We start from the raw sequence: 20053 nt of genomic DNA, 5'->3' as shown, positions 1-20053 counted from the left end.
GTTGATAAAAAAATATGATAGAGACTGAAAATCACCCCGAGAGGGTACTTATAGTCGGAGTACAAACAGAAAACATTTCAGATTTAAAATTTGAAACGATCATGAAAGAAATGAAGGCACTAACGGAGACCGCTAATGGTCTACCGGTTGGAGAAATCACTCAAAAATTAAGGCGCATCGATCAGAAATCCGTCGTAGGTAGTGGAAAACTAGTGGATGTTCGTGATTTTGTCATTAACTCTGATATTGATTTAGTTATCTTTTTAAATAGATTATCACCAAACACAAATATGTATTTAGAAGAACAACTTGACGTAAAAGTCATTGACCGTGTACAATTGATTCTTGATATATTTGCTCAAAGAGCGCGAAGCCAAGCAGGGAAACTTCAAGTTGAACTAGCTCAATACCAATATTTACTTCCAAGAGTCATCGGACAAGGGACATCATTATCTCGACTAGCCGGTGGGATTGGAACTAGAGGACCCGGTGAGACTAAACTAGAACAAGATCGTCGTGTCATTCGTGGTCGCATTCATACGATTGAGAAAGACTTGAAACAATTGGAAGAACACCGTGAAAGAACGCGTATTAGAAGACAGTCTGGTCGAGAATTTAATATTGGTCTAGCAGGTTATACAAACGCAGGGAAATCAACCTTGTTACGCGAATTAACTGAAAGTGAGACGTATGTTCAAGACCAATTATTCGCAACCTTAGACCCTTTAACGCGTAAGTTAGAAATTAACGGTCATGATGCCTTCACTATTACAGATACGGTAGGTTTTATTGATGAACTACCTACAGAATTAATTCATGCATTTAATTCAACATTGGAAGAGATTCGCTTTGTGGATTTATTAATACACGTCGTAGATGCCTCTCATCCTGCAAGCAATATGCATGAAGATACCGTCGTAGAGTTGTTAAAAGAGTTAGATATGGATCATATCCCGGTCTTAACTGTCTACAACAAGATAGATAAAGCAGATCCAGGGTTTGAACCGACATTGCAACCTAATGTAACTATCTCAGCACTGGATAAAAAAGGTATTGAAACCTTAAAACAAGCGATTTGGGATATCTGTATATCGAATGCAGAAGAGTTTCAAGTAGAAATTCAACCTGAAGAAGCAGAGTTATTAGCGCTATACCGACAAAAAACTTTAATAAAAGATATTGAATTTAATGAAGAATATCAGTATTATATACTATCGGGATATCGACGACGTTTAACTGATATAAGAAATGAGGAATAATATGATAACAATGAAAGATTTTGTTCCTGAAAAAGAACCAATCTTAAGAGAAAAAGCTAAGCCAGTAGAGTTTCCAATCAATGAAGAATTGAAAGAGACAGTTGTGGCTATGAGACAATTCTTAATAAACAGCCAAGATTCAAAAATGGCTGAAAAATATAACTTGCGTCCAGGCGTAGGAGTAGCAGCACCACAAATTGGTATCGACCAACAAATATTTGCTGTATATTTAATGGATTATGATGAAGAGGGAAATGAAACTGAACCTCTGATTGATGAAATTTTTGTTAATCCAAAAATCATAAGCCATGCGGTTCAAAAAGTAGCGTTGAAAGAGGGCGAAGGCTGTCTTTCAGTTCCTCGTGAAGTACCAGGAATCGTTCCAAGACCTAAACGTGTAACGGTTAAATATAATGATTTAGAAGGTAACGAAAAGAAAATTCGTTTAAGAGATTATGAAGCAGTGGTTGTACAACACGAAATTGATCACTTAAAAGGAATCTTGTTCTACGATCATATTGACGAAAAAACACCTTGGGAACCAGATGAAGATACAACATTGATTTAGTGAGAAAAAATACGGCAACTCTTTTAAAAATGTTATTGACAAATCAGTCAATCATAGGATATAATATAAGAGTTGTCAGTATTAAACATGGTCTAGTAGCTCAGCTGGATAGAGCATTCGCCTTCTAAGCGAACGGTCGCAGGTTCGAATCCTGCCTAGATCGTACATAAACGTTGATATGATGCGATTTATAGCGTGTCGTTCTAACTGAGGGTAAGTTATTTTATGAAAAATCCCCTAAAAGTCGCCTATTATAAGCTTGTCGTATCATGCTGAAATAGGATTATATTGTTGACTGAATAAACCTCTTACTTACTAAGGTAGGAGGTTTTTTTGCTTTTTAAAATTTCAGATAGAACATCTATCTGAGAATAGTAACATTTTCCTGAAAGGTGTATAGTAGTAATTATCAAAAAAGTTAGGTGATCGGTATGGAATATAAACTCATAACTAAAGACGAAGAAGCAGCATTGAATTTACCGAATGAGCCGTTTGAATTATATGGCAAGTTAGTTGTTTCATTAAATAATAAACAATGGACTTATAAAGAAGAATTGTTCGAGCAAGTTGAAGAACAAACTTTTCCTGAAGAGAACTATATATATGAAGAGATTGTTGAAAAAGGATTTGCCATTGGAGCTTTTCAAGATTCAAAATGTGTCGCATTAGCAATCTTTGAAAATCACTGGAATAAGTATATGTACTTAGCTGATTTAAAAGTAATGAAAGCATACCGCCGATTTGGACACGGTCAAGCATTGATTAAACAGGGTCTCATAGAAGCCCAAAGTCTAGGTTATAAAGGCGTATTCACTATTGGACAAGATAATAATTTAGGCGCTTGTAAATTTTATTTAAAACAAGGTTTTGAGATTGGTGGCTTTAACAATTACGATTATGATTTTACTCAACAAGAGGGTAAATCAGATATATATTTCTATTTAAATGAGATTAGAAATTAGAGACCTTTATTAAAAAATTATTATGAAAAACAAAGCTGTGTTATAATGACATATACGAAAAGAGGAGTGACACATAATGGCAAATAATTATATGACGCGTGTTTATGACAAATTATCAAAAACTTTTGAGCATGAAACAGAATTTTTACAAGCTGTGAAAGATTTTCTTGATGCAATTGAACCAGTGATTGAAAAACATCCTGAATATGAAGATTTGGCAATACTTGAACGAATCACTGAGCCAGAAAGAATTATTTCTTTCCGTGTTCCTTGGGTAGATGACCAAGGGAAAGTTCAAGTGAATCGTGGTTACCGTGTGCAATTTAATTCCTTAAATGGACCCTATAAAGGTGGTATTCGCTTCCATCCATCAGTAAACCAAAGTATCATGAAGTTTCTTGCTTTTGAGCAAATCTTCAAAAATGATTTAACAGGTCTACCAATCGGCGGAGGTAAAGGTGGTGCTGATTTTGATCCTAAAGGGAAATCAGACAATGAAGTTATGAACTTTACTCAAAGTTTTATGACTGAATTACAAAAATACATTGGTGCGGACGATGATGTGCCTGCTGGAGATATTGGTGTAGGTGCACGAGAAATTGGATACATGTTCGGGCAATACAAACGCTTAAACGCTAAGACTCCAGGTGTATTAACTGGGAAACCAATTCCAGCTGGGGGGAGTCAAGGACGTACTGAAGCAACGGGTTACGGATTAATTTACTTCTTATTAGAAATGTTGACTGAAGTGAATGAATCACTAGAAGGCAAACGAGTGATGATTTCTGGTTCTGGGAATGTTGCTTATTATGCTGCGAAGAAAGCCATGGAACTTGGTGGTGTAGTTGTTTCTTTTAGTGATTCAGATGGGGCAATTTACGCTGAAAATGGTATCGATTTAGATACGGTAAAACAAATTAAAATTGATAACCGTGGAAGAATTAAAGAATATATTGATGCTCATTCAGCTGCTGAGTATTTTGAAGGTTCACTTTGGGATCATGATATTAAAGCAGATATTGCCTTACCATGTGCAACTCAAAATGAAATTAACGAAGAACAAGCCCAACGTATAGTTGATAATGGAATTAAATTTATCGCTGAAGGGGCAAATATGCCAAGCCATACAAATGCAGTAAAAGTATATAAAGAAAACAAATTATACTATGGGCCTGGTAAGGCCGCTAACGCTGGTGGGGTTGCGGTATCTGCGCTTGAGATGAGTCAAAACTCTCAAAGACTAAGATGGACAACGGAAGAAGTTGACGAGAAACTTAAAGTCATCATGAAAGATATCTTCAAACAAGCATTAGATGCAAGTAATAATTACAACTTAGATCATGATTATGCTGCCGGAGCAGATATTGCGTCATTTGAAAGTATTGCTAAATTAATGATTATGAATGGTGTCGTATAATACACACGAAATAATAAGCTATTGGGTGAATTTTTCATCTGATAGCTTTTTTTAATTTCAAAAATCTCAGGGACATTTTTCATATTTCCACACTTTAAATACGACCCAACACATATCTTCAACAAAATAAAGCTATAATAATACTTAAAACGATTACACAATATAACAATAATGATTTGAATAATCGCCATTCCTAATAGTTTCTATCATCTTAAAAAAACTTTAAACTTTTATAGTTTGACAATCAAACTAATATCATTTATTATTTGACTATCAAATAGTTTGATTATCAAACGAAGTTGATGAGAGGTGATAATGAGTGGATAAAGGGACCGTTACAAAAATTAACGATTATTTGGTCCAAATATTTAATGAAGTACTATTAATTGAAGAAAATTCGCTTAGACAAAGTGAGTTTTCAGATCTAACTATTAAAGAGATGCATACTATTGAAGCAATTGGTCTTGAAGGAGATTTAAGTTCATCACAAGTAGCAGAGAAATTATCTGTCACTAAAGGTACTTTGTCTGTGTCCATTCAAAATCTTGTGACAAAAGGCTATGTTGAACGGGTGCGTTTAGAAGAAGATCGTCGAGTTGTTAGACTTAAGTTGTCTAAAAAAGGAAAACTACTCTTTCGCTTGCACCGCAAATTCCATCTAGATATGGTAAGAGATACAATCGCAGGTCTAGATAAAGAAGAAGCGGAAATGTTAATAAAGGGATTAGGTAATCTACATAATTTCTTAAATGACATTAAAGAGAAATTGTAAAAAAGGAAGATGATATGAGTCGTATTATTGCTACAGGAGCGTATTTACCGGAGAAAGCTGTATCAAACACAGAATTAATCGAGGTAAATCAGTTAGACTCATCCACAGAATGGATTGAGCAACGAACTGGTATAAAACAACGTTTTTTTGCAAATGATGAAGAGACAGTGGCGAGTATCGCGACAAATGCCGTAGACGATTTACTCAGTAAACTGGATGAAGATATTCGACAAGACATTAAGTTGATTATAGTAGCAACGATGTCACAAAGAGAATATACACCTTCAACAGCCAATAAAGTGCAATTAAATCTGAATTGTCACAATGCCATTAGTTTTGATATTAATGCCGCATGTAGTGGATTTGTGTATGCATTGGATGTGGCTGAGAAAATGTCAAAATCATTTCCATCTGGCTACACATTAGTAATTGGTGCTGAGAAGATGAGTCAGATTTTAGATTTCAATAATCGTGGTACATCTATCTTATTCGGTGATGGCGCTGGAGCAATGTTAATTGCCAATGACGGCGAAGGCCTACCAGAATATGATAGTAGCTTGTATTCTCAAGGTGATGAAAATCTATCCATCGCAGTAGCTCCTAATGAAGAAGGAGATATTACTTTGACGATGAATGGACGCGAAGTGTTCAATTTCGTTCAAAGAACGGTTCTTCCGTCATTAGATCAATTTGTAAACAAACAAGAATCTTTGGATTATATCATTAGTCATCAAGCGAATTACCGCTTTATAAAGATGATGTCCAAAAAACTAAAGATGGATTTATCAAAAATACCATCAAATATAGACCGTGTTGGGAATGTATCTGCTGGAAGTATTCCAATTCTATTAAATGAATTGGTTGAAGCAAAACAAATCAGACTAGATGGCACACAAAGTGTTGTCATGACTGGTTTTGGTGCAGGCTTAACATGGGGCGAAGTACATACAAAAATATAAAAAATTATTGGAGGAAAATATTATGTTTGAAAAAATTAAAGAAATTATCGTGGATCAATTAGGTGTAGAAGAGAATGAAGTAACTTTAGAAACTAGCTTTGAAAATGACTTAGAAGCAGATAGCTTAGATATCTTCCAAGTAATCAATGAAATTGAAGACGAATTCGATATTACAATTGATACAGACCAAGACTTAAAAACAGTTGGAGATTTAGTTAGTTACGTAGAAGGATTAGACAAATAATTTTTCTCGTTAGATAAAGGAAGGTATATATGAAGACAGCCATTACAGAATTATTAAACATTGAATATCCTATTGTTCAAGGTGCAATGGCATGGGTTGCTGATGCGGATTTAGCGAGCGCAGTATCAAATGCTGGTGGATTAGGCGTTATAGGAACAGGACATGACCCTGTTGAATTAGTTCGAGAAAAAGTTGAATTAATGAAGTCAAAAACTGACAAACCATTTGCAGTGAATGTCATGCTTTTAAACGCAAATACCCAAGAGGTTGTTGATTACTTAATCGAATCTGGAATAAAAATCATCACAACAGGTGCAGGAAATCCTGCAAAATACATGCAAAGATTTCACGATGCAGGTATTAGCGTCATTCCAGTTGTAGCTTCAGTCGCTCTAGCGAAACGAATGGAGAAAATTGGAGCATCTGCTGTTGTTGTTGAAGGGATGGAAGCTGGGGGACATATCGGTAAATTAACGAGTTTAGCCCTTTTAGCTCAAGTCACAGAAGTTGTAAATATTCCTGTCATTGCGGCTGGAGGATTCGGAGACGGTCGTGCTTTAGCAGCAGCTTTAATGCTAGGTGCTGACGGTATCCAAGTGGGTACTCGTTTCGTTGTTGCAGAAGAATCAAATGCACATGATAACTTTAAGAATGCAATTCTTAAAGCAAGTGACATTGATACTGTTGTAACAGGTCAGATTACAGGACATCCTGTCCGTGTACTGAGAAACCGACTAACAAAAGAATATTTACAAGTCGAAAAAGAAATCACAAGTCTTCCAGGTCAAGACTTTTCACGCTTGGAGCAAATGGCTCAAGGCGCTTTAAGAAAGGCCGTTGTGGAAGGCGATACAGTAGGTGGATCAATGATGGCTGGCCAGATTGCCGGTTTAATTAAAGAAAGACAAACTGTTAAAGAAATTATCGAAGATTATATTCAAGTAGCAAAAGAAACGTATAAGGAAAAAGCAAATTATTTTGAAGCTTAATTGAAAGGGTGATTTTATGGAATTGGCTATTATATTTAATGGTCAAGGTGCACACTATGAGGGAATGGGAATGGATTTTGTAGAAGCATTTCAAGAAGCAAAAGAAATCTTCACTCAAGCAGAAGACATCACTCAATTACCGATTCAAACGTGGAACAATTCTGATATCAATCAATTGGCTTTAACAAAAAATGCTCAACCTGCAATCGTTACAACAAGCTTAGCTATTTATGAATCGATTAAAACTAAACTCCCAGCCATACAATATATGGCTGGGTTAAGTTTAGGCGAGTATAGTTCTTTAATTGCCAGTGATGTATTAGAACTTGACGAAGGATTAAATTTAATTAAAAAGCGTGGAGATATTATGTCTGCGTACTGTGAACACATCGAAAAGGATGCAAGTTACCTTATGGCAGCTGTAATTAATATGCCCATCGATGAAATTAAGACACTTGTTGAAAGTATTCATACTGAAGAGACACCTTTATATATTGCTAATTACAACTCGCCAACTCAAATTGTTGTCGCTGGGATAAAAGAAGCAGTCACTGCTTTTAGAAAAGAAGCAAAAAGTTTAGGTTATCGGAAAGTCATCCCATTAAAAGTAGAAGGACCTTTCCATACTCCGATTATGAAAGGGATGCAAGCAGACTTCGAAGAAGTACTCGCAAACACACAGTTTCAAGCAGGAACAGTTCCAGTAATTAGTAATGTAACTGTTGAGAATCATTCAACAGATCAGATTCGTACTTTATTAAGCGACCATTTGGTTAAACCAGTGAAATGGTTCCCAACGGTTCATCGCTTAAAAGAAGAAGGAATTACACATGTTATCCAAATTGGACCAGGAAATACCTTAGCTAAATTAATGGCGAAGGATGAATTGGCTCCAGAAGTTTTTGTAGTGGATAAAGTTGAAGATGTTGAAGAATTAACACAATGGTTAAGTAGTGGAGGGAAATAATGACATTAACATGTTTAATCAGCGGTAGCTCAAGAGGAATTGGTCTAGGTATCGCTAAACATTTAGCAGAAGCTGGGCATCAAGTAATTTTAAATAGTCGTAAACCAATTGCTGAGGAAGTACTTCAAGAATTTGCTGACTATGAATTGGAAGTAGGTCAAGCCATCGGAGATATTAGTGACTTTGATGGAGCGAAACAACTTGTTGAGGAAGTTCGCGAAGCATATGGCAGAATCGACGTTTTAATTAATAATGCGGGTATTACAAGCGATGGATTATTCCTTCGTATGACAGAAGAAGATTTTGATAATGTAATCAATACAAACTTAAAAGGAACTTTTAACTTAACAAGATTTGTATCACCGATTATGTTAAAACAAAAATCTGGGACGATTATTAATATGTCTAGTGTTGTAGGTGTAACAGGGAATCCAGGGCAAGCAAATTATGCTGCCAGTAAAGCAGGCGTAATCGGTTTAACTAAGTCTTTAGCGAAAGAGCTAGGAAGTCGATCAATCACTGTCAATGCGATAGCGCCAGGTTATATTGAAACAGATATGACTGACGCTTTGAGTGATAAAGTTAAGAAAACAATGTTAAGTCACATTCCATTAAAACGCTTTGGTCAAGTTGAAGAGATTAGTTCTGTCGTTGATTTCTTGATTACTAACCGATATATTACCGGTCAAGTCATCGAAGTTAACGGTGGATTACATATTTAAGGAGGATTCTATGAGAAGAGTCGTAATAACAGGTCTAGGAACTGTATCACCTATTGGTAATAGTGTCGATGCATTCTGGGATAGTGTATTAACAAATAAATCAGGTATTGCACCAATTGAAGGTTTTGATGCATCTGAAACAGGCGTAACTGTTGCAGGGGAAGTTAAAGGCTTTGATGCAAGAGAAGAATTAGGAAGAAAAGATAGCCAGAGAATGGACAAATTCTCACAATTTGGTGTCGCAGCAAGTAAAGAAGCTGTTGAGATGAGTGGTTATGATATTTCAAGTAATCCATTTAATGTAGGGGTAATGGTGAGTTCAGGAATTGGTGGACTACATGCTATTCAAAACGGTATTTTAAAGATGAAAGATAAAGGTCCTAAAAGAGTACCGCCTTTATTTGTTCCATTAACAATTGGGAACATGGCCGCTGGGAATATTTCAATGCAGTTTGGTGCACGTGGAATCAGTTTAGATATTGTAACAGCTTGTGCCAGTGCAACTAATGCGATAGGTGAGGCGTTTATTAAGATTCAAAATGGTTTATTAGATGCTTGTATCGCGGGTGGCGCTGAGTCAACGATTAACGAAATCGGAATCTCTGGTTTCGCGGCTTTAACTGCTTTATCTACAAATGAAGATCCAGCAAAAGCGTCTCGTCCATTTGATAAAGATCGTGATGGCTTTGTTATGGGTGAGGGTGCTGGGATTGTATTCTTAGAATCATTAGAATCAGCTCAAGCACGTAATGCAACAATTTATGGTGAAGTCGTTGGTTATGGTTCAAACTCAGATGCTTACCACATGACTGCTCCATTACCTGACGGAAGTGGTGCAGGAGAAGCGATGCTCCAAGCCATTAAGATGGCAGGTATTCAACCAGAAGATGTTGATTATATTAATGCCCATGGAACAAGTACACCAACAAATGATTCAGGTGAAACGACAGCGATTAAATATGCTTTAGGAGATTACGCACATAAAGTGCCAATTTCAAGTTCTAAAGGACATTTTGGTCATTTATTAGGTGCTGCCGGTGGTGTTGAATCAATTATGGCGGTTAAAGCATTACAAGAAGGCTTTATCCCACCAACATTAGGCTTAGAAAATTCAGACGAAGCATGTGATCTTGACTATGTACCTGGTGAAGGACGTAAACAAGACATTCAATATGCTCTATCTAATTCGCTAGGTTTTGGTGGACATAATGCGGTACTTTGCTTTAAACGTTGGGACGGTGCGTAATTTTGAATCAAGAACAATTACTATCATTAATCGATAAATTAGATCAATCTTCATTAGCTTTCTTAAACTATGAAACAGACGATGTAAAACTCGTTCTTTCAAAAGAAATGCCTAAAGAAGCCCCGGTTTACTACGGTCAACAAGAAGAAAGTAAACCAACACCAACACCGACAGTGGAGCAAGAAACAGCTCCAACTCAGATCGATGAAACGAAACCAGTAACAAACGACATCGACGTTGAGGAAGGTGTATTAATTACATCACCAATGGTTGGGGTAGTATATTTACAACCTAACCCAGATAGCGATGCTTTCGTTAAGGTTGGTGACACTGTGTCTGAAGGAGATACAGTCGTAATTATAGAAGCAATGAAATTAATGAATGAAATTCAAGCGAACCATTCAGGAACAGTTGTAGAAATTCTTGTTGAGAATGAAACTGTTGTTGAATTTGGTCAACCAATTATGAGAATTAAGTAGGAGGAAAACAATGACACTATTAACAGCAACTCAAGTAATGGAAATTATTCCAAATCGTTACCCAATTTTCTTTATCGATGCAGTGGATGAATTAATTCCGGGTGAAAAAGTTGTCGCACGTAAGAACGTGACAATTAACGAAGAAGTATTCCAAGGACACTTCCCTGGAGAACCTGTATTCCCAGGCGTTCTAATTGTAGAATCATTAGCACAAGCCGGATCAATTCCATTATTATCATTAGAAGGATTTGACGGAAAGACAGCTTACTTAGGTGGTTTAAATAAAGTTAAATTCCGTAAAAAAGTTGTTCCTGGAGATGTATTACGTCTTGAAGTTAATATTAAAAAACTAAAAAGTAATGCAGGTATCGGAATTGGTAAAGCATACGTTGGGGATAAAGTCGTATGTGAATGTGAAATGACATTCATTATAGGGGCGAAATAAGATGTTTAAAAAAGTTCTCGTGGCAAACCGTGGAGAAATCGCGGTTAGAATTATACGTGCGCTCCGCGAGATGGATATTACTTCAGTGGCTATCTTCAGTGAAGCAGATCGGAATGCCTTGCATACTGAATTAGCGGACGAAGCCATTTGTATTGGTCCAGCAAAATCATTGGATTCTTATGCAAATCCAGTCGCTGTCATCAGTGCTGCTTTAGCAACAGGTGTGGATGCGATTCACCCCGGTTACGGTTTTTTATCAGAACGTAGTGACTTTGTGACTTTATGTGAAGATGTAGGGATTGAATTCATCGGACCAAATAGTCATATTATTGATGTCATGGGACATAAACAACATGCCAGAGATACAATGCGTAAGTCTGGTATTCCAATTACTCCCGGTAGTGCTGGTTTAATTTATTCAATAGAAGAAGCCCGTGATATCGCACTTGATATTGGCTACCCATTGATGATTAAAGCTGCAGATGGTGGTGGCGGTAAAGGGATGCGCCGTGTTGAAGATGCTTCACAATTAGATTTATTATTTAATCAAGCGCAAAATGAGACGGAAGCAATATATGGGAATAAAGATTTATATATTGAGCGTATCATTGCGCCTGCAAAACATATTGAAGTTCAATTATTAGGCGATAAATACGGAAATGTTATCCATCTAGGAGAAAGAGATTGCTCATTCCAACGTAACAATCAAAAAGTTCTAGAAATCTCACCTGCGGTCAGTCTGCCTTTAGAGGTCAGAAAAAACATATGTGAAACAGCTGTAAAAGCAGCGGAAGCCATAGGCTATCAGAACGCTGGAACCATTGAGTTTTTAGTTGATAAAGACAATAACTTCTTCTTTATGGAGATGAATACTCGTTTACAAGTTGAGCATCCCGTAACCGAAATGGTAACAGGTGTAGATATTGTAAAAGAACAAATCCGTGTAGGCATGGGTGAACCATTAACGTATAAGCAAGCTGATATTCAAGTAGAAGGCTTTGCGGTTGAAGTACGTTTGAACGCAGAGAATCCAAGAGATAATTTTAGACCTTCCGCTGGTCACATTGATCAATTAATGTTTCCTTCAGGCGGTCTAGGTTTACGAGTTGAATCGGCTCTATATCCTAATTACACATTACCACCATTCTATGATTCAATGGTTGCGAAAGTAATTACGCATTCAAATACTTTAGAAGACGCTTTGAAGATAATGGAGCGTGCTTTATATGAAGTGACTGTTGAAGGTGTTGAGACAAATATCGACTTACTTGAAGCACTTGTAAGTGATGAATATATCGATTGGGACAGAGTGCATACGAAGTGGTTAGAAACCCACTATATGCCAAAATGGTTAGAAATAGAAGAAAATACTGAAGAATAAGAGGTGATGTTTTGGCTTTATTTAGGCGAAAAAAAACAATAAGAATTAATCCAATTAGTCCCGCTGAAGTAGCCACACAAAGATCATCTATTCCAGATAATATTGCAGAAAAATGTCCACATTGTAATCGAATTATATTACAAAATCAAATTACAGAAGATTACTGTTGCCCACATTGCAGTGAACATCTACATTTTCCAGCTTATGAACGTATCCAATGGTTAGTAGATGAAGGGTCATTTAAGGAATGGGATAGCGATCTAAACGCGAAGAACCCACTAGATTTTCCAGGCTATAGTGCCAAGTTAGAAAAAGCGCAAGAAAATACTCAATTGAAAGAAGCAGTCGTCACAGGCGAAGCAAGGATTGATGGTAGAGAACTAGCAATTGGTGTGATGGATAAACGATTCGTCATGGCGAGTATGGGAACAATTGTTGGGGAGAAAATTACACGACTGTTCGAACATGCGAATGAGAATAAACTTCCAGTAGTTCTGTACATTGCTTCGGGTGGAGCTAGAATGCAAGAAGGTATCTTATCCTTAATCCAGATGGCGAAAATCTCGCAAGTGGTTTCTAAGCATCAAGATGCAGGCTTATTTTATTGTAGTGTGTTGACAAATCCGACAACGGGTGGAGTCACAGCGAGTTTTGCGATGCAAGGAGACGTAACTCTTGCTGAACCGCGAGCGATCGTAGGTTTTGCTGGGAAGCGTGTGATTGAACAAACAATCAAAAGTAAATTGACGAAAGACTTTCAACAAGCTGAATGGGTATTTGATAATGGTTTTATCGATTCAATTATACCAAGATCAAACCAGAAACAAATCATCAGCCAATTAGTCCAAGCTCATTCATATGAAGGTGGTGTGAAATTATGAGCCAAGCATATGAAAAAGTCTTAAAAGCAAGAGATTTAAAAAGAATCTCAACGATTGATATCATTGAGAATTTAACCGATTGGTTTATTGAATTACATGGGGACCGTCATATGGAAGACGATAAATCCATTATTGGCGGTATCGGTATGTATGACGGGCAACCTATAACGATTATCGGTATTCAAAAAGGCCGTACAACCCGTGAGAACATTGAACGAAACTTTGGGTCCGTCGGCCCGGGTGGTTACCGAAAAGCTATTCGCCTTGTCGAACAAGCGAATAAATTTAATCGTCCGATATTAACCTTAATTAATACAGCTGGAGCACATGCCTCACCAGAATCAGAAGAGACAGGTATTGGGGAAGCAATTGCCCAATCACTATTAACTTTTGCGAAAGTTGAAGTACCTACCTTATCGATAATTCTAGGAGAAGGCGGAAGTGGAGGAGCGTTAGCTTTAGCATTAACAGATGAAGTGTGGATGCTTGAGAATAGTGTTTACTCCATTCTATCTCCAGAAGGCTTTGCATCTATATTATGGAAGGACGCGAAACTGGCTTCTAAAGCAGCGGACGTCATGAAACTTACGGCATCTGATTTACACGAATTAAAAGTCGTAGAAAAAATCATTCCAGAGATAAATCATGGAGTTCCTTTAAATAGAGATGTCATCTTAAAACGTACTATAAATGATATTAAAGCGAAGTTTAAAGAATTAAGTCAACTAGATGTTGATACACGATTAGCCAATCGTAATAAACGATTTAGATCTTTTTAAGCGATATAATAAATAAGTGTTAGTGAAATAGTTCACTGACACTTATTTTTTTGTGGCAAAATATTTTGTTTAAGTGAAAATAATACTAAATGAATAAAATTAACTTATTACTTCTAGAAATAATAATTACTTTAGTATATTAAAAATAAACAGTTAACAATGTAGATGCAACAAGTATTTATATGAAATTTTATGCAATAGTTGACTCAAAACATTAAATAGAAACAATTTATAAAAAGAACTATAAAAAAACATTATAACAAACAAATTGGAATCATCTCATTTGATTATAATAAATGTTACAGGCGAATTTTGTACTACAACAGAATTTCCTTATTGAAACACATTTTCACTGAAAATATAACAACAAATAAAATTTTAAATTTCAATCGCCAGATTGAGAAAAGTTTCACAATTAGCTTAAAATCAAGTTTTGTAACCGATTTATAATATTTTTAATACTTGCAATTATTTAGTAAGCGTGATAAATTAGAAGCAACTGAATAGTACAGTTTATTTTGCTTTGTATTATTCTATATTATTTTAAGAGAGGAATGTGTAATAGCATGGCAAATAAAAAAGCTCCTGCAAAAATGGAAGATCTGCTAAGAGCAGACAACTTTGATTTTAGCACAGTTCAAATATTAGATAATGACGGAAAGGTAGTTAATGAGGAATTAATGCCTGAACTTTCAGACGAAGAATTAGTAACATTTATGGAAGATATGGTTTTCTACCGCGAGTGGTATAACCGTACTCAAGCATTAAGTCGTCAAGGACGTTTAGGATTCGTAGCTCCAACAACTGGACAAGAAGCTTCTCAATTAGGAACAATTGCGGCAACAACTGAAGATGACATTATCTTCCCAGGATACCGTGATCTACCTCAATTAATGCAACATGGATTACCAAGTTACAAAGCATACTTATGGTCTAAAGGACATGTTGAAGGAAGTACTTACCCTGAAGATTTCCGCGCTTACCCACCACAAATTATTATTGGTGCACAGTATGTTCAAACTGCTGGTGCAGCTTTAGGAATCAAGAAAAATGGTCGTAAAGCCGTAGCAATGACTTGGACAGGTGACGGTGGTTCATCTCAAGGTGATGTGTATGAAGGAATGAACTTTGCCGGAGCTTACAAAGCACCAGCAATCTTCGTAATTCAAAACAACGGTTGGGCTATCTCAACTCCACGTGAATTCCAAACTGCAGCACCAACATTAGCTCAAAAAGCTGTAGCAGCTGGTATCCCAGGTGTTCAAGTTGATGGTATGGATATTTTAGCGGTTTATGCTGTAACGAAAGCTGCGCGTGAATATGCGATTGCAGGAAACGGACCAGTATTAATCGAAACATTATGTTACCGTTTCGGACCTCACTCACTATCAGGTGATGATCCAAAACGTTACCAACCAGAAGGTGCTCAAGACGAATGGCGTCAACGTGACCCATTAAACCGTTACCGTAAATTCTTAACTGAAAAAGGATTATGGACAGAAGAAAAAGAAAACGAAGTAGTTGAAAACACTAAAGAAGCTGCTAAAGAAGCAATTAAACAAGCAGAATCTACTCCTAAACAAAAAGTTTCGGACTTCTTGAAAAATATGTTTGAAACTCCTGACTATGTAACACAAGAACAAATTGAATACTACGAAGCAAAGGAGAATAAATAATCATGGCTCAAATGACATTGATTCAAGCGATCACAAACGCTTTAGAAATTGAACTAGGCAAAGATGACCGTACTTTAGTCTTCGGTGAAGACGTAGGAGCTAACGGTGGGGTATTCCGTGCCACAGAAGGTTTACAAGAAAAATTCGGAGAGGACCGTGTGTTTAATACACCATTAGCAGAGTCTGGTATTGGTGGTTTAGCTGTTGGTTTAACATTCGAAAATTTCCGTCCAATTATGGAAATCCAATTCTTCGGTTTCGTATTCGAAGTTATGGACTCAATCGTAGGACAAGCAGCGCGTACTCGTTACCGTACAGGTGGATCACGCACTATGCCAATTACAATCCGTTCACCATTTGGTGGGGGAGTTGCGACACCAGAAATGCACGCGGACTCATTAGAAGGTCTAATTGCACAATCTCCTGGTATTAAAGTAGTTATCCCATCTAACCCATATGATGCAAAAGGATTATTAATCTCTGCAATTCGTGATAATGACCCTGTTGTTTACTTAGAACATATGAAACTTTACCGTTCATTCCGTGAGGAAGTTCCAGAAGAAGAATATACAGTTCCTTTAGGAAAAGCAAACGTTGTTAAAGAAGGTACTGACGTATCTATCATTACTTATGGTGCAATGGTTCGTGAAGCTATCTCAGCAGCGGAAGCACTTGAAAAAGACGGCGTTTCAGCTGAAATCGTTGACTTACGTACTGTTCATCCATTAGATATCGAAACAATTGTTGCTTCAGCTGAAAAGACTGGACGTGTTGTCGTTGTTCAAGAAGCACAACGTCAAGCAGGTGTTGGTGAGAAAGTAATTTCTGAAATTTCACAACGCGCAATTCTTTCATTAAAAGCTCCAATTGGATTTGTAGCAGCTCCTAATACTGTCTTCTCATTCGGTATGGCAGAAAAAGACTGGTTACCAAATGCTGATGATATCGTAGCAAAAGTAAAAGAAGCTACTGATTTCTAATTATAAATACTTAGGGTAGTTCTGCTACCCTTTGGTTATTTGTTAAACATATCTGAAAACGAGAAAGGATGTAAACACCCAATGGCATTTAAATTTAAATTACCTGAATTAGGCGAAGGTATCGTTGAAGGTGAAGTTGTATCTTGGTTAGTTGCTGAAGGCGACCAAGTTCAAGAAGACGATATTTTAGTAGAAATTCAAAATGATAAAGCAGTAGAAGAATTACCTTCTCCAGTAAGTGGAACAGTTTCAAAAATCGTTGCACAAGAAGGTGAAGTAACAACAGTTGGTCAAGTACTAATCGAAATTGACGCACCTGGTTACGAAGATGAAGCTGAAGAAGAAGCGGCTCCAGCAGCTGCACCGGCAGCTCAACCAGCAGCAGGTGGATCTAACTTCATGTTCCGTTTACCTGAATTAGGTGAAGGGATTGTTGAAGGTGAAGTTGTATCTTGGCTAGTAGCTGAAGGTGATACAGTTGAAGAAGATCAAATTCTTGTAGAAATTCAAAACGATAAAGCAGTAGAAGAACTACCATCACCATATGCTGGTAAAGTAGTTAAAATCCATGCATCAGAAGGAACTGTTGCAGTCGTTGATGATATCTTAGTTGAAATTGATGCACCAGACTACGAAGGTTCAGGTGAAGATACTCAATCAACACCAGCATCACCAACAGCTGAAGCAGGCGAAGATCCAGCACAACAAACTGCGGATTCTAACGCTCAACCAGCAGCATCTACAGGTACTGCAGGCGTAAACAGCGCAACAGGACGCGTTCTAGCAATGCCTTCTGTACGTAAATTAGCACGTGACAAAGGAATTGATATCACATCAGTAACACCATCTGGTAAAGGTGGACGTGTTACAGCTGATGACGTGAATAACTTTGATCCAAATCAAACAACTGCTCAAGCTCCAGCAGCGCCAGCATCACAAACTGAAACAGCTTCTGAAGTGAAAGCAGCTCCAGCTAAAGCAGCAGAACCAGCTTCTGTACCAGTTTCAGAACGTCAAACTCGCGAACCAATGTCAGGTATGCGTAAAGCAATCGCTCGTGCAATGGTTAACTCTAAACATACAGCACCTCATGTTACATTACATGATGAAATTGAAGTTTCTAAAATATGGGATCACCGTAAGAAATTCAAAAATGTTGCTGCAGAACGCGATACTAAATTAACATTCTTACCATATGTTGTTAAAGCTTTAGTAGCAGCTGTTAAGAAATACCCAGTATTAAACGCATCGATTGATGACTCAACTAACGAAATAGTCTACAAAAACTACTTCAATATTGGAATCGCAACAGATACAGATCGCGGATTATACGTACCAAACATTAAAGATGCTAACGCATTAAGCATGTTTGATATTGCAGACGCAATCACTGATTTATCAGGTAAAGCTCACGAAGGTAAATTATCTGCTACTGAAATGGGAGACGGAACTGTTACAATCTCTAATATCGGTTCTGCAGGTGGTAAATGGTTCACACCAGTTATCAATTACCCAGAAGTAGCTATCTTAGGATTCGGTTCAATTGTACAACAACCTGTTGTTAATGACGAAGGTGAATTAGCAGTTGGACGTGTTGTTAAATTATCATTAAGTTTTGACCACCGTATCGTTGACGGTGCTACAGCACAACACGCTATGAACGAAATCAAACGTTACTTAGCAGATCCAGAATTATTGTTAATGGAAGGATAAGGTGAATAAATAAATGGTAGTTGGAGATTTCGCAGTTGAATTAGATACAGTTGTTATCGGTTCAGGCCCTGGTGGATATGTTGCAGCGATTCGTGCAGCACAACTAGGCCAAAAAGTTGCCATCATTGAACGTGAACATATTGGTGGAGTTTGTTTAAACGTAGGATGTATTCCTTCTAAAGCACTTATTAGTGCTGGACATGCATACCACAATGCACAAAACAGTGAAGTATTTGGTGTAACAACTAACGAAGTTAAATTAGACTTCAAACGCACACAAGAATGGAAAGACAATGAAGTTGTTTCAAAATTAACTGGTGGCGTTGGAATGTTACTTAAAAAGAATAAAGTTGAAATCATTAAGGGAGAAGCTTTCTTCCAAGATGATCATCATTTACGTGTTATTCATGAAGATGGAGCAGAAAGTTATTCATACAAAAATGCAATCATCGCAACAGGTTCTCGCCCAATTGAAATCCCAGGATTCAAATTTGGTGGACGTGTTATCGATTCAACTGGTGCTTTAAACTTAACTGAAGTACCTAAAAAATTAGTTGTTATCGGTGGTGGAGTGATTGGTTCAGAATTAGGTATGGCTTATGCTAACTTAGGTTCTGAAGTAACTATCCTTGAAGGTTCACCTCAATTATTACCATCGTTTGAAAAAGACATGGTAAGAGTTGTTGAGAAAGAAATGAAAAACCGTAATATGACTGTTCATACAGGCGCAATGGCTAAAGAAGCAGTTGATAACGGAGATTCAGTTACTGTTAAATTTGAAGTTAACGGTAAAGAAGAAGAAGTAAATGCTGATTACGTATTAGTATCAGTAGGACGTCGTCCAAACACTGACGAAATGGGCTTAGATTTAGCAGGCGTTAAGATGACTGATCGTGGTTTAATCGAAGTTGATAACCAAGGTCGTACTAACTTACCTAACATCTATGCAATTGGTGATATCGTTGCTGGTGCGGCATTAGCACATAAAGCTTCATACGAAGGTAAAGTTGCAGCAGCTGCAATCAGCGGTGAAGCTGACACTGTAGACTACGTTGCAATGCCAGCAGTAGCATTTACAGATCCAGAATTAGCTTCTGTAGGTCATACTGCAAAAACAGCTAAAGATGCTGGATTATCAGTTAAAGCATCTAAATTCCCATTCGGTGGTAACGGTCGTGCAATTTCATTAGACCAAACTGAAGGATTCGTTCGTTTAGTTACAACAACAGAAGATAATATTCTTGTTGGTGCTCAAGTAGTAGGACCAAACGCTTCTGAAGTACTAACTGAATTAATTGTCGCTGTAGAAGGTGGCTTAAATGCTGAAGATTTAGCGTTGACTATTCACTCTCACCCATCATTAGGTGAAGTTGTAATGGATACTTCTGAATTAGCATTAGGACAACCAATCCACATTTAATTTAATTTTTTAGAGAGTAAGTAAAAAACTTACTCTCTCTTTTTTTGTATATTTTTATGAACTATAACAACATGTGGGTGTATATAAAGTACAAAGGAACACTAAAAAAACTTGAAATATTAAAAATAAATTGTTTTTATTATTTTTGTATGCATTTGATTTAATCAAGGTGGTAGCGCAATCATTATGAAATA

General features: G+C 37.0%; 20 protein-coding genes and 1 tRNA gene. All 21 read left to right on the top strand.

Annotated elements, in window-relative coordinates; translation table 11 throughout:
* The first annotated feature begins 14 nt into the window (after positions 1 to 14).
* The 21 genes from hflX (at position 15) to lpdA (ending at position 19859) form a co-directional block, all read left to right on the top strand.
* Positions 15 to 1259, top strand: coding sequence for a GTPase HflX (hflX, locus tag FEZ33_RS03795; RefSeq protein WP_138404071.1), 1245 nt, complete (start codon positions 15 to 17; stop codon positions 1257 to 1259).
* A gap of 1 nt (position 1260) precedes the next feature.
* Positions 1261 to 1827 (top strand): peptide deformylase, encoded by a 567-nt coding sequence (gene def / locus FEZ33_RS03790; RefSeq protein ID WP_138404070.1) that lies wholly within the window; start codon positions 1261 to 1263, stop codon positions 1825 to 1827.
* A gap of 89 nt (positions 1828 to 1916) precedes the next feature.
* Positions 1917 to 1990 (top strand) — tRNA-Arg (locus tag FEZ33_RS03785).
* A 268-nt stretch (positions 1991 to 2258) separates the two neighbouring features.
* The gene (locus tag FEZ33_RS03780; RefSeq protein WP_138404069.1) at positions 2259 to 2789 is read left to right on the top strand and encodes a GNAT family N-acetyltransferase; all 531 of its coding nucleotides are present in this window, start codon (positions 2259 to 2261) and stop codon (positions 2787 to 2789) included.
* 76 nt (positions 2790 to 2865) lie between these two features.
* On the top strand, positions 2866 to 4206 hold the full coding sequence (gdhA, locus tag FEZ33_RS03775) for an NADP-specific glutamate dehydrogenase (RefSeq protein ID WP_138404068.1): 1341 nt from the start codon (positions 2866 to 2868) through the stop codon (positions 4204 to 4206).
* A gap of 319 nt (positions 4207 to 4525) precedes the next feature.
* Positions 4526 to 4978 carry a fatty acid biosynthesis transcriptional regulator FabT gene (fabT, locus tag FEZ33_RS03770; protein ID WP_138404067.1) on the top strand — a complete coding sequence of 151 codons (453 nt, stop codon included), beginning with the start codon at positions 4526 to 4528 and terminating at the stop codon, positions 4976 to 4978.
* Positions 4979 to 4992: 14 nt separating this feature from the next.
* Positions 4993 to 5937 carry a beta-ketoacyl-ACP synthase 3 gene (locus FEZ33_RS03765; RefSeq protein ID WP_138404066.1) on the top strand — a complete coding sequence of 315 codons (945 nt, stop codon included), beginning with the start codon at positions 4993 to 4995 and terminating at the stop codon, positions 5935 to 5937.
* Positions 5938 to 5959: 22 nt separating this feature from the next.
* On the top strand, positions 5960 to 6181 hold the full coding sequence (locus FEZ33_RS03760; RefSeq protein WP_138404065.1) for an acyl carrier protein: 222 nt from the start codon (positions 5960 to 5962) through the stop codon (positions 6179 to 6181).
* Between the two features lie 29 nt (positions 6182 to 6210).
* Positions 6211 to 7170, top strand: coding sequence for an enoyl-[acyl-carrier-protein] reductase FabK (fabK, locus tag FEZ33_RS03755; RefSeq protein ID WP_138404064.1), 960 nt, complete (start codon positions 6211 to 6213; stop codon positions 7168 to 7170).
* A gap of 16 nt (positions 7171 to 7186) precedes the next feature.
* On the top strand, positions 7187 to 8137 hold the full coding sequence (locus FEZ33_RS03750; protein WP_138404063.1) for an ACP S-malonyltransferase: 951 nt from the start codon (positions 7187 to 7189) through the stop codon (positions 8135 to 8137).
* The gene (gene fabG, locus FEZ33_RS03745; RefSeq protein ID WP_138404062.1) at positions 8137 to 8859 is read left to right on the top strand and encodes a 3-oxoacyl-[acyl-carrier-protein] reductase; all 723 of its coding nucleotides are present in this window, start codon (positions 8137 to 8139) and stop codon (positions 8857 to 8859) included. The genes FEZ33_RS03750 and fabG overlap by 1 nt, the downstream gene beginning before the upstream one ends.
* A 10-nt stretch (positions 8860 to 8869) precedes the next feature.
* Positions 8870 to 10105 carry a beta-ketoacyl-ACP synthase II gene (gene fabF, locus FEZ33_RS03740; protein ID WP_138404061.1) on the top strand — a complete coding sequence of 412 codons (1236 nt, stop codon included), beginning with the start codon at positions 8870 to 8872 and terminating at the stop codon, positions 10103 to 10105.
* Positions 10106 to 10107: 2 nt separating this feature from the next.
* Complete coding sequence (gene accB / locus FEZ33_RS03735) at positions 10108 to 10584, top strand: acetyl-CoA carboxylase biotin carboxyl carrier protein (protein WP_138404060.1); 477 nt, start codon at positions 10108 to 10110, stop codon at positions 10582 to 10584.
* 10 nt (positions 10585 to 10594) lie between these two features.
* The gene (fabZ, locus tag FEZ33_RS03730) at positions 10595 to 11029 is read left to right on the top strand and encodes a 3-hydroxyacyl-ACP dehydratase FabZ (protein ID WP_138404059.1); all 435 of its coding nucleotides are present in this window, start codon (positions 10595 to 10597) and stop codon (positions 11027 to 11029) included.
* A gap of 1 nt (position 11030) precedes the next feature.
* Positions 11031 to 12410 carry an acetyl-CoA carboxylase biotin carboxylase subunit gene (locus FEZ33_RS03725; protein WP_138404058.1) on the top strand — a complete coding sequence of 460 codons (1380 nt, stop codon included), beginning with the start codon at positions 11031 to 11033 and terminating at the stop codon, positions 12408 to 12410.
* Positions 12411 to 12421: 11 nt separating this feature from the next.
* Positions 12422 to 13291 carry an acetyl-CoA carboxylase, carboxyltransferase subunit beta gene (gene accD, locus FEZ33_RS03720; RefSeq protein ID WP_138404057.1) on the top strand — a complete coding sequence of 290 codons (870 nt, stop codon included), beginning with the start codon at positions 12422 to 12424 and terminating at the stop codon, positions 13289 to 13291.
* Positions 13288 to 14070, top strand: coding sequence for a carboxyltransferase subunit alpha (gene accA, locus FEZ33_RS03715; protein ID WP_138404056.1), 783 nt, complete (start codon positions 13288 to 13290; stop codon positions 14068 to 14070). The genes accD and accA overlap by 4 nt, the downstream gene beginning before the upstream one ends.
* A 566-nt stretch (positions 14071 to 14636) precedes the next feature.
* Positions 14637 to 15746, top strand: a complete 1110-nt coding sequence (gene pdhA / locus FEZ33_RS03710; protein ID WP_138404055.1) for a pyruvate dehydrogenase (acetyl-transferring) E1 component subunit alpha — start codon at positions 14637 to 14639, stop codon at positions 15744 to 15746.
* Between the two features lie 2 nt (positions 15747 to 15748).
* Positions 15749 to 16726 (top strand): alpha-ketoacid dehydrogenase subunit beta, encoded by a 978-nt coding sequence (locus FEZ33_RS03705; RefSeq protein ID WP_138404054.1) that lies wholly within the window; start codon positions 15749 to 15751, stop codon positions 16724 to 16726.
* Between the two features lie 81 nt (positions 16727 to 16807).
* Positions 16808 to 18439, top strand: coding sequence for a dihydrolipoyllysine-residue acetyltransferase (locus tag FEZ33_RS03700; RefSeq protein ID WP_138404053.1), 1632 nt, complete (start codon positions 16808 to 16810; stop codon positions 18437 to 18439).
* A gap of 13 nt (positions 18440 to 18452) precedes the next feature.
* A complete protein-coding gene (lpdA, locus tag FEZ33_RS03695) occupies positions 18453 to 19859 on the top strand; it encodes a dihydrolipoyl dehydrogenase (protein WP_138404052.1) in 1407 nt (468 codons plus the stop codon).
* Positions 19860 to 20053: the final 194 nt, after the last annotated feature.

Source organism: Ruoffia tabacinasalis, assembly GCF_005864045.1.
In the GTDB taxonomy this organism is placed as follows: Bacteria; Bacillota; Bacilli; order Lactobacillales; family Aerococcaceae; genus Ruoffia; species Ruoffia tabacinasalis.
The sequence above is the reverse complement of the archived record's forward strand: the minus strand, read 5'-3'. Positions and strand labels throughout refer to the sequence as shown.